The organism is Nonomuraea sp. NPDC001684 (assembly GCF_053596515.1).
This window is the reverse complement of the sequence record NZ_JBSFGJ010000363.1, coordinates 1-9,472: the sequence shown is the minus strand read 5'-3', so window position 1 is coordinate 9,472 and position 9,472 is coordinate 1. Positions and strand designations below refer to the sequence as shown.

Below are 9,472 nucleotides of genomic sequence, written 5' to 3'. Positions count from 1 at the left end.
CGGCGGGCAGCCGGCCGTCTTCCCGCCCGGCTCGACCTTCTCCCTCGGCCCCGCCCGCTCGATGAACTCGTTCGGCGACGTCGGCTATACGGCTCCACCCACCGCAGTAGCCCCGGCGGCCCTGTCAACCAGCGTCGTATTCCGCACCGCGGGTTCCGGGTTCGCCGGTGAGCCGCGTTCGTGATCGCCGCGTCGAGCGACCCGAAGCGCGCCACCGCGCTGGTGACCGCCGTGTTCGTGGAGTCCCAGTCGGAGGCGTCCGCCACCAGGCCCAGGACGCGGTCCGCGTGGCCGGCGTCGTCGAGGAAGCCCCTGAGCCGACCGGGGTCGCGCCCGGTGACGGCGACCCGGTGGCCACGCCCGAGCAGGAGCCGGGCGGTCGCGGCGCCGATCCCGCTCGTGCCACCGGTGATCAGGACCGTCTTTCCCGCGACCGGCAATGCGCCGGGGTCAGTGAGTGAGGTGTGCATGGCGTCCACCCTGTGGCGCGGCGCGGGCCCCCGACAGTTGCTCCCGAAGGTGGGGACGACATCCCCTGGCGCCACCGGTGCCGCCCAGGAAGGCTGTGCCCATGTCGAACACGAGATACGCCGAACTCGGCGGCTTCCTGCGTTCGCGACGCGAGCGGATCCGCCCCGAGGAGGTCGGGCTCGCGCCCGGCCCGCGGCGCCTCAGTCGCGACGAACGCGACAGTCTGTACCGGTTGGCGAACCGCCCGATCCCGTACCAGGGCGGGACGGCGTCACACGTCCACCCCGCGATGCTCGACCTGCTGACCCGGATCGACGGGACCCCGGCGATGGTGAGCACCGACCTGCACACCGTTCTGGTCCAGAACGCGCTCGCCGTCGCGATGCTCGGCGACCTGTCCGCGCACCACGGCCGCGCGGCGAGCTTCATCCACCGATGGTTCACCGACCCGTCCTCGCGACAGATCTACCCGCAGGAGGACCTCGCCCCGCAGTCACACTCGTTCGTCGCCGACCTGCGCGCGGCGGTCGGGCGACGCAGCCCGGGCGACACCGAGGCGACCGAGCTGGTGGACGAGCTGCTGCGGCGGTCGCCGGAGTTCCAGGCGCTCTGGGCCGACCAGGACGTGGAGGTGCGCAGAGACGAGCGCAAGCGGATCGTCCACCCCACCGTCGGCATGCTCGACCTCAACTGCCTCAGCCTCTTCAGCGAGGACGGCCGCCAGCGGTTGCTCTGGTTCACCCCACGCGCCGGGACCGACACCGCCGAGAAGCTCGCCCTGCTGACCGTCGTCGGCACCCAGGCGATGCGAACCGAACCAGCCCGATGAACCAATCGCACCGGCACCGCTCGAACGACAGACTGTCCGCCGTGGTCGCCGGGCCGCGCCCGGCCTTGGGCGGAGGCGACCTCGACGCCGCGTGATCACCGCCTCATTTTTCACTGCCCTGCCCGAGCAGCCCTGCCTCGCGAGAATCGCGGACGAGCTGCGTCCGGCTGGGGCGCATCAGCCACACGGCGGCGGCGAGCGTGAGGACCCAGCCGATCACCTCGATGAGCAGGTGATCCGTGGCGTCGGGGACGGATTGCAGCAGGTACACCCGGACGCTGTTGATCGCTCCGTGCGTCAGGACCGCGGGCCAGACACTCCCCGACCGCCGGCGAAGTGCGAGCAACAGCGGCGCCCATGGCAGCATGCCCGCGAAGTAGATGACGATGTCCCAGAGGGGCCGATCACCGATGACGGCGAGGACCGGCAGGTGCCAGACGATCCAGACCAGGCCGCTGACCAGGGCCAGCGGCCAGAATCCCCATGACGCGGCGCGCGTGGCCAGCCAGCCGCGCCAGCCGAACTCCTCGCCGATGGCGAAGACCGACTGCATGAGGAAGACCGGAACGATCCATATGGTCGCCGCGAAGATCTGGTCAGGCGGGTTGAGCTGCCAGATTCCCGACGCCAGTGCGATGGCGGTCTGGATCGCGGCGATCGCGGCGATGAGGCCGATGCCGATGCCCGCCCACTTGGGCGTGCCGCGCCACCTGGTGGCGAACGTCTCCCGGAACGTCCCGGGCCGTCGGGCAAGCCACATGATGATCGCTGCGAGCAGCGGGGACTGCTGCATGATCGGAGTGATCAGGTTGTAGAGGTCCGTCGGGACCAGCCGGAAGACCATCGGAACGGACAGCGCGAAACACAGCAGCACGGCGATCGCGAAGAACCACGTGACATCGTTGGCGGTTGATCTGCCAGAACTGGAGCGCGTGGAGGAGGCAGTCATGCTGACCTCGTTTCGTCCGGGCGCGAGGATCCAGCAGCTGCGACGCCGGGCGTGCCGTGGACGGAGCGGTAGTCCCCGGCATGGGCCAGGGCCGTCCCGCCGACGAGCATGACGGCGCTGAGAGGTATGAGACGTAGGAAACGCACGATGTCGAAGCTAGGGCGGAGGAACCGGCCCGGCCTCACCCGAAGGGGTGAACCCGGCACCGCCCGTCAGGATGAAATCCGTGGCGAGCGACGGGCCGACCTTCCTTGACCAGGTAGCCGCTCGCGCCGGCCGACCCTCACGAGCCGCCCTCAGCGCAAGTGGAACATGCCACCGCTGAGCCAGGCGGCGCCGGTCTCACCTGGAAACTGGCGCGCCCCCGCGCAGCCTGGTCCGAAGCCGCCGCTGCGTCATGCCCCAGTCCAAACGCACATCGACCGAGCCCGGCACGTAGGTGTCGCCTCACCAGACCGAAGGCAACCTGCCCGCGTCCAGTCCATCGCGCCGGGCGATGAACAGCACCAGACGCCCGGGACGATGACCAGGATGTCCGGACGATCACAGCCGCCGGCTGGAGGGCGTTCACGGCCGTCTCGGCCGTTGCCTTCGCCGCACCGTACGGAGTGATCGGATCAGGGGCGCACGTCGCGTCACAGCGGCTCGCAACACCGGAGAACACCGCGTCGCTGAAGACATGGACCAGGCGCCGACCAGTAGCGGAGACCGCCAGCTCATGCTCGCCCGCGCCGAGCCAGTTCGCCGCCGAGAAAGCCACTCCCACCGACGATGAGGACCCTCATGACCGGTCACCAAAATCGACCATCCCTCGGGACGTCATAGGGCCTGGCCTGCGATCTCGCCGGCCGGATGGTGAGGCGGACCGGGCTTTCAGCCAGGCGATGGGCTGATCAGGTGTCCGCTCTGGAGCGCACCAGCGAATCGCAGGTGTCGCCGGTGCGCTCCAGTTCCCCCAGCGACCGCGCCCACGCGTCCAGCTCGATCGGCATCCGCAGTGCGCTCGACTGCCGTGAAGACGCCGACGTGCTCGACCTCGTGCACGGTCCCGCAGGGTGCCACCCGCCGTCGGCGGCTGGCCAACGGCTGCGGCTGGTTCTACGGTGAGGGTCCGTCCTTCGACCATGAGGGAGATCAGCGTGGATCCGATCGTTTTGGCCGCCGGCACCGCGCTGGTGACCGCCATGGCCACCGACGCCTGGCAGTCGGCACGTGATGGCGCGGTGACGTTGTGGCGCAAGGTCCGGCCCGAGCAGGCTGAGGTCGTCGAGGCGGAGCTGGTCGAGGTGCGCGAGCAGGTGCTCGAGGCCCGCCGACAAGGTGATGCCGACACCGAGCAGGCGCTGGCCGGGGCTTGGCAGGTCCGGCTGCAGCAGTTGCTGCGCGCCGATCCGTCGCTGGCGGGCGAGTTGCAGCGGGTGCTGGATGAGGTGCTTGACCCGGCCCTGGCGCCGGCCGACAAGGAACTGATCGGCTCACTGGTGATGAAGGCGAAGGCCGACGGGCACGGCCGCGTCTATCAGGCCGGCCGCGACCAGACCATCCACGAGCGGTGACCTCGCCCTCTGCGGGTCCCGACGAGCGTGAGCACCAGCAGCAGATCCGGCTGGAGGTCACTGCTTCCGGACATGCCCGCGTGTACCAGGCTGGGCGTGACCAGTTCATCAACGAGACGGTGCTGCCCGAGGTGGTGTTGCGGCCGGTCACCGAGGTGGCCGCGCCGCCGCGGCTGGTGAATCTGCCGCGGCGCACGCGCACGTTCGTCGGGCGCCACGAGGAGCTGGCCGCGCTGGCGACGGCGTTGCGCGGTGGGGGTGAGGTCGTGGTGGCCGCGGTGCACGGGCTGGGCGGGGTGGGCAAGTCCACGCTGGCCGCCCACTACGCGCTCGCGCAGGCCGGCGGGCGGCCCGTGCCCGGACAGGAATCTGAGGCCGGCAGCGGGCTGAACCCGGTGTGGTGGATCACCGCCGACTCCCGCCCGGCGGTGGAGGCCGGCCTGGCCGGCCTGACGGTCGCGTTGCAGCCGGAGCTGACCACGGTGTTGCCGCTGGAGGCGCTGGCCGGGCGGGCCACCGCGTGGCTGGCCGCTCATGACAGGTGGCTGCTGGTGCTGGACAACGTCGTCGACCCCGCCGATGTGCGGCCGTTGCTGGAACGGACGCTGACCGGGCAGGTACTGGTGACCAGCCGGCTGGGCGAGGGCTGGCATCATTTGGACGCCCATGTGTTGCGCCTGGACGTGCTGGGCGAGCATGAGGCGATCGAGCTGCTGGCCCGCATCGCCACCCCGGACCTGGCCCGCGACGTGCTCCAGGCCGCCCTCGACGAGCAAGACCTGCCCGAGCGCTTGGAAGGGGCGATCGACCTGGTACGCGAGCTGGGGTGGCTGCCACTGGCGATCGAGCAGGCGGGCGCGTACCTGCACCAGACCCGGCTGACCCCGCGCGCCTACCTGAACCTGCTGTGCGAACAGCCGGCGGTGATGTACGACCGGACCGCCCGCGGCGGCGACGCCGAACGCACCATCGCCCGCATCTGGCGCGTTACCCTCGACCACTTGGCCGGCACCCCGCTGACCGGCGATCTGCTGCGCATCCTGGCCTGGTGCGGCGCCGAACCGATCCCCCGTACCCTGCTGGACGGCCTGGATGCCGACGCGCCGGAGGTTCAGCACGCCGCGGGCGAGCTCGCGGCCTACAACATGATCACCCTCAGCTCCGAGACGGTCACCGTGCACCGGTTGGTCCAAGCCGTCGCCCGCACCCCCGATCGCCAAGACCCGCACCGGCAGGCGGCGGCGATCGACACCGCCCGCGCTCAAGCCACCAGCCTGCTCTATGACGCTCTCCCGAACTCGGCGAAAGACCCTGCCGGGTGGCCGACGTGGCGAGCACTCCTGCCGCACATCACCGCCCTGACCGACCGCATATCCCCCGGCGCCGAGACCAGCGACACCATCCATCTGACCAACCAGGCCGGACTCTTTCTGCACGATCAGGGCGCCGTCGACCGCGCGATCACCTGCTTCGAACGGGCATGCACGGCGAACGAACGCATGCTCGGCGCCGACCATCCCGACACATTTACCGCGCGCAACAACCTGGCCGCAGCCTATGAGTCCGTGGGAGAGCTGGACCGTGCCTTCCCGTTGTACGAGCAGGCGCTGGCCGACTACGAGCGGGTGCTCGGCGCCGACCATCCCGACACGCTGAACGCGCGTAACAACCTGGCCGGCGCCCATCGGGCGGCAGGCGATCTGAGCCAGGCCATCGCCCTGCACGAGCGGACGCTGGCCGACCGTGAGCGGGTGCTGGGCGTCGATCACCCCCACACGCTGATCTCTCGTACCAACCTGGCCGGCGCCCATCGGGCGGCAGGCGATCTGAGCCAGGCCATCGCCCTGTTCGAGCAGGCGTTGGCCGACTGTGAGCGGGTGCTGGGCGCGGATCGTCCCGACACGCTGGTCGTGCGCAACAACCTGGCCGGCACGTACGAGTTGAGGGGTGATCTGGGCCGGGCCATCGCCCTGTTCGAGCAGACGCTGGCCGACCGTGAGCGGGTGCTGGGTACGGACCATCCCGACACACTGGGCTCCCGTAACAACCTGGCCGGCGCCTATGAGTCGGCGGGGGACCTGGACCGGGCCATCCCATTGTTCGAGCAGTCGCTGGCCGACCACGAGCGGGTGCTCGGCGCCGACCACCCTGGCACCCTGACCTCTCAGAACAACCTGGCCTACGCCTACTGCTCAGCGGGAGACGTGAGCCGGGCCATCGCCCTGTTCGAGCAGACACTGGCCGACCGTGAGCGGGTGCTGGGTACGGACCATCCCGACACACTGGGCTCCCGCATCAACTTGGCCAGTGCCTATCGGGCGACGGATGACCTGGGCCGGGCCATTCCCCTTTCGGAGCAGACACTGGCCGACTGCGAGCGGGTGCTCGGCACGGATCATCCCAGCACGCTGGCGTCTCGTAACAACCTGGCCGCCGCCTATCGGGCGGCGGGGAATCTGGGGCGGGCCATCCCGCTGTTCGAGCAGGCGCTGGCCGACTGCGAGCGGGTGCTGGGCGCCGACCACCTCGACACCTTGACCTCCCGCAACAACCTCGCCTACGTCTACCAGGCGGTGGGAGATCCGGGCCGGGCCATCCCGCTCTACGAGCAGACGTTGGCCGACTGCGAGCGGGTGCTGGGCGCCGACCACCCTACGACGAAGGTAGTACGGGGCAATCTGGAGGCGCTCAGGTAAGCCACCGCGCGGTCCTCCTGCACCGACAGCCTCTGCTCGCCGGCGAGCTCGTTGATGTGCCCGCCTTCGCGAAGCCGACGCAGGCCGGGGATGTGGTTGTACAGCCTCCCCGGACTGATGCCGAGCAGCTTCGCGATCTAGGTGGGCCGGTTCAGATCGCCTGGGAGCATGTTGCGTGATCTTCTCCACGGTGTACGCCGTCACAGAGGGGTCGCACCGGTAACTGCCGAATCAGGCCAGAGCCGTGGCGAACGGCACCGAGGGCTCTCCTGTGAGGTTCGTCGAACCTGACGGAGCGCTTGGGAGCTCGCCGACGATGAACCGGCGAGGTCACAGGTGGTCGAGCACGTAGTTGAAGGGGCGCGGGTGGTGTTTGCCGCCGGCCGCGCAGTCGCTGTCCGCGTTGTGCGGCCAGTAGAACAGCACGAAGCGCCGGTCGCAGAAGCGCCAGTCGTTCTGCTGTCCCGGCATGAGGGGTATGTCGAACGGCAGGAAGAAGTCCTGCCCACCCGCCTCCGCCACGTGACCGGGCCGTGGCGCCGGCCACTTCGGGCAGACCCCCTTCTTGTCCGCGAACCCGTCGAAGAAGATGGCCTTGCACCGGGTGCACTTGCGCCAGCCGGACTCGCGGTTCGGCCCAGGTACGCCGAACGGCAACTGGAAGATGAGGCCCGCGGCCTGATGGGCGCCGTACCGGGGCTCGTTCAGCAGTTGCCCGCCCTCGCCTATGACGATCGGGCGCTGTCGGCCTCGCGTCACGTTGCCCGGGCAGAGGCCGGCGTCGAGCGCGAAGAACAGCGCCTTGCATTCTCCGCAGGTGCGCCAGTCGGAGACACGCGGGCTGAGGGCCGCGTTCTCCCCCATCGCGAAGCGGGTGGTCGTTTTCTTGTTACCTCCGGCGATCTCGCCTCGACACAGAGAGAAGCCGGCGTTCGGTCCCGTCACCTCGGCTCTGGCCTCGTTGCCGCCGACGAAGGGGACCACCCATGAGTCTTGAGCGCCGTTCCCTCGTCGTCGAGACCGTAGACGATGAGTCCGGTCGTCCCGGTCACGATGCCGCCTTCGCTGCTCTTGGAGCCGAAGACGTCGGACTGGAAAGGGCCGATGGAGTCGGCGGGCAGCTGCGCGAACGCGCCGTGCGCGCGGGCGCCGCGTAACCGGCGAAGCGTGCGGCTCGTCGCGTTGTTCACCTTGATCACCGCCCAGCGCGATGCGTCCGCCAGGATCTTGGAGACGGTGTCGATGATCTCGGCGGTCGACTTGACCTCCTTGGCGATGTCCTGCATGGATACCACGATGGCCTCCTCGGTGCCCCAGCTCGTCCTCCGGACGCACGTCGGGGGGAGGCACGGCCGGCGGACAGCGCTCCAGGACGGTGGCTACCAGGCGCCGGGTTTGCCCGATCAGCCGACCCGGCATCTGCCATCAGGTCAGGGGTTTCCAGAAGGCGCAGCGGTGCTCGCGGGCGAGGTTCACCTCCCGGATCCCGTTCCGGCCGGTGGCGAGCGACAGCACCTGGCCGCCGGGCGCGTCGTAGGGCGGCCAGCCGGTCGCCCGGTCGCCGTTGGGGTCGCCGGTGTGGGCGAAGCGGGTCCAGTAGCCGATCATCTCGTCGGAGAGCCGCCGCTGCTCCGGTGACAGGTCATGGCCGGCGTATGCGCGCGAGAACAGGTACTGGAGCTCCCCCGCGTGGTAGGCGCCTGTCGGATAGCTCTGTGGGGAAGCCTCCTTGAACCACGGCGCCGTCCGGTCCGAGAACTCGTAGGCGAAGGTGGGCACGTACCGGCCCAGCAGCTCGTTCATCTCGACCGCGGGGCAGGCCCAGGCCCAGTCGGTGAGCGTGCTCGCCATCGCCCAGCTCGTCGAGCGCTTGTAGTCGCTCAGCGGGTAGCGGCGGATCACCTTCGCGGTCTGCCTGTCGTCCAGGCCCAGGAACGTGCCGAGCACCGCGGGGTAGTCCTTGGGGGCGATCGGGCCGCCCGCCTCGGCGTCGAAGCCGACCTGGAAGGTGACGTGCTCGTCCCGGGTGATGCCGTGCATGACCGGCACCTTCGCGAACTCGCCCGACCTGAGCAGGCGTACCGGATCCTGCGGAAGCACTCCGGCGCCGTAGGCCGGCGCGAGCCCGCGCGGGCCGACGGCCTTCAGCAGGACGGACACCGGCTTGGAACGCAGGCAGGCAGCCGCCGTGCGTAGGTCGGCGCAGCCGGCCGCGGCGGCGATCTCGACGGCCTGCCGCTCCGCCTGCGCCCGCGGCTTGGGACGCCAGGTCTCCGCGTCCGGTCCGGCCGTGCTCGGGGCCCACGGCCAGCGCAGGGTGCACGGCCCGCTCTGCATGATGACGCGTTGGAACAGCCCTCGCGATCCCGGGGCGGTCAGGTGGACACAGCTCGACATCCCGCCGGCGGACTCCCCGAAGAGGGTGACGTTGTGCGGGTCGCCGCCGAACGCCGCCGCGTTCGCCCGCACCCAGCGCAGCACCGCCTGCTGGTCCTCGATGCCGAAGTTGCCGGACCCGTGCCGGGCCGGGCCGCCGTTCAGCGCGGGGTGCGCCAGGAACCCGAGCGCGTTGAGCCGGTAGTTGAAGGTCACCACGATGACGTCGCCCTTGGCGGCCAGCCGTTCGGCGCCGTAGATCGCTCCGGAGCCGCCGAGGAAGCCGCCGCCGTGGATCCACACCATGACGGGCAGCTTCCCGGTGGTGCGCCTCGGCGTGGTGACGTTGAGGTACAGGCAGTCCTCGGCGGTGCTCGGCTTGTCGCCGATGAAGTCCATGACCTGGGCGCACGCGGGGCCGGGACGGAGGGCGGCGCGCACCCCCCTCCACCTGGCGGCGGGTCGCGGCGATCCCCATCTCAGCGGCCCTACGGGCGGCGCCGCGTACGGGATGCCCTGGAAGAGCCGGTGGTCGTCGCGCAGCACGCCGCGGACGAGGCCCGTCTCGACGCGGACCAGCGCCGGATCATCACCG

The 9,472-nt window shown here is 70.3% G+C and carries 9 protein-coding genes and 1 pseudogene; 4 read left to right on the top strand and 6 right to left on the bottom strand.

The window, feature by feature from the left end; all coding sequences use genetic code 11:
* Nucleotides 1–368 (bottom strand): annotated as a pseudogene (locus ACWCSD_RS39775) (hypothetical protein); the annotation flags it as partial.
* Between ACWCSD_RS39775 and ACWCSD_RS39770 the strand changes: the two are divergent.
* Nucleotides 288–461 carry a hypothetical protein gene (locus tag ACWCSD_RS39770; protein WP_449922627.1) on the top strand — a complete coding sequence of 58 codons (174 nt, stop codon included), beginning with the start codon at nt 288–290 and terminating at the stop codon, nt 459–461. The pseudogene ACWCSD_RS39775 and the gene ACWCSD_RS39770 sit on opposite strands and share 81 nt — an antisense overlap.
* Before the next feature lie 110 nt (nt 462–571).
* Entirely contained in the window at nt 572–1,300 is a 729-nt protein-coding gene (locus tag ACWCSD_RS39765; RefSeq protein ID WP_449922623.1) for an MmyB family transcriptional regulator, read from the top strand.
* A gap of 103 nt (nt 1,301–1,403) precedes the next feature.
* Here the strand turns inward: ACWCSD_RS39765 and ACWCSD_RS39760 are convergent, their stop codons facing one another.
* The gene (locus ACWCSD_RS39760) at nt 1,404–2,249 is read right to left on the bottom strand and encodes a CPBP family intramembrane glutamic endopeptidase (RefSeq protein ID WP_449922621.1); all 846 of its coding nucleotides are present in this window, start codon (nt 2,247–2,249) and stop codon (nt 1,404–1,406) included.
* A 283-nt stretch (nt 2,250–2,532) separates the two neighbouring features.
* On the bottom strand, nt 2,533–2,913 hold the full coding sequence (locus ACWCSD_RS39755; protein WP_449922625.1) for a hypothetical protein: 381 nt from the start codon (nt 2,911–2,913) through the stop codon (nt 2,533–2,535).
* A 475-nt stretch (nt 2,914–3,388) separates the two neighbouring features.
* On the opposite strand from ACWCSD_RS39755, the gene ACWCSD_RS39750 reads away from it, so the two are divergent.
* Together ACWCSD_RS39750 and ACWCSD_RS39745 are read left to right on the top strand one after the other, a co-directional pair.
* Entirely contained in the window at nt 3,389–3,805 is a 417-nt protein-coding gene (locus ACWCSD_RS39750) for a hypothetical protein (RefSeq protein ID WP_449922619.1), read from the top strand.
* On the top strand, nt 3,802–6,501 hold the full coding sequence (locus ACWCSD_RS39745; RefSeq protein WP_449922617.1) for a tetratricopeptide repeat protein: 2,700 nt from the start codon (nt 3,802–3,804) through the stop codon (nt 6,499–6,501). Before ACWCSD_RS39750 ends, ACWCSD_RS39745 begins: the two co-directional genes overlap by 4 nt.
* A 330-nt stretch (nt 6,502–6,831) precedes the next feature.
* Here ACWCSD_RS39745 and ACWCSD_RS39740 read toward each other — a convergent pair whose 3' ends face one another.
* The 3 genes from ACWCSD_RS39740 to ACWCSD_RS39730 all read right to left on the bottom strand — a co-directional run.
* Nucleotides 6,832–7,485 carry a hypothetical protein gene (locus tag ACWCSD_RS39740; RefSeq protein ID WP_449922615.1) on the bottom strand — a complete coding sequence of 218 codons (654 nt, stop codon included), beginning with the start codon at nt 7,483–7,485 and terminating at the stop codon, nt 6,832–6,834.
* Nucleotides 7,443–7,787 (bottom strand): hypothetical protein, encoded by a 345-nt coding sequence (locus ACWCSD_RS39735; protein ID WP_449922613.1) that lies wholly within the window; start codon nt 7,785–7,787, stop codon nt 7,443–7,445. The genes ACWCSD_RS39740 and ACWCSD_RS39735 overlap by 43 nt, the downstream gene beginning before the upstream one ends.
* Before the next feature lie 139 nt (nt 7,788–7,926).
* The coding region (locus ACWCSD_RS39730; RefSeq protein WP_449922611.1) for a carboxylesterase/lipase family protein at nt 7,927–9,472 on the bottom strand (1,546 nt) is incomplete at its 5' end.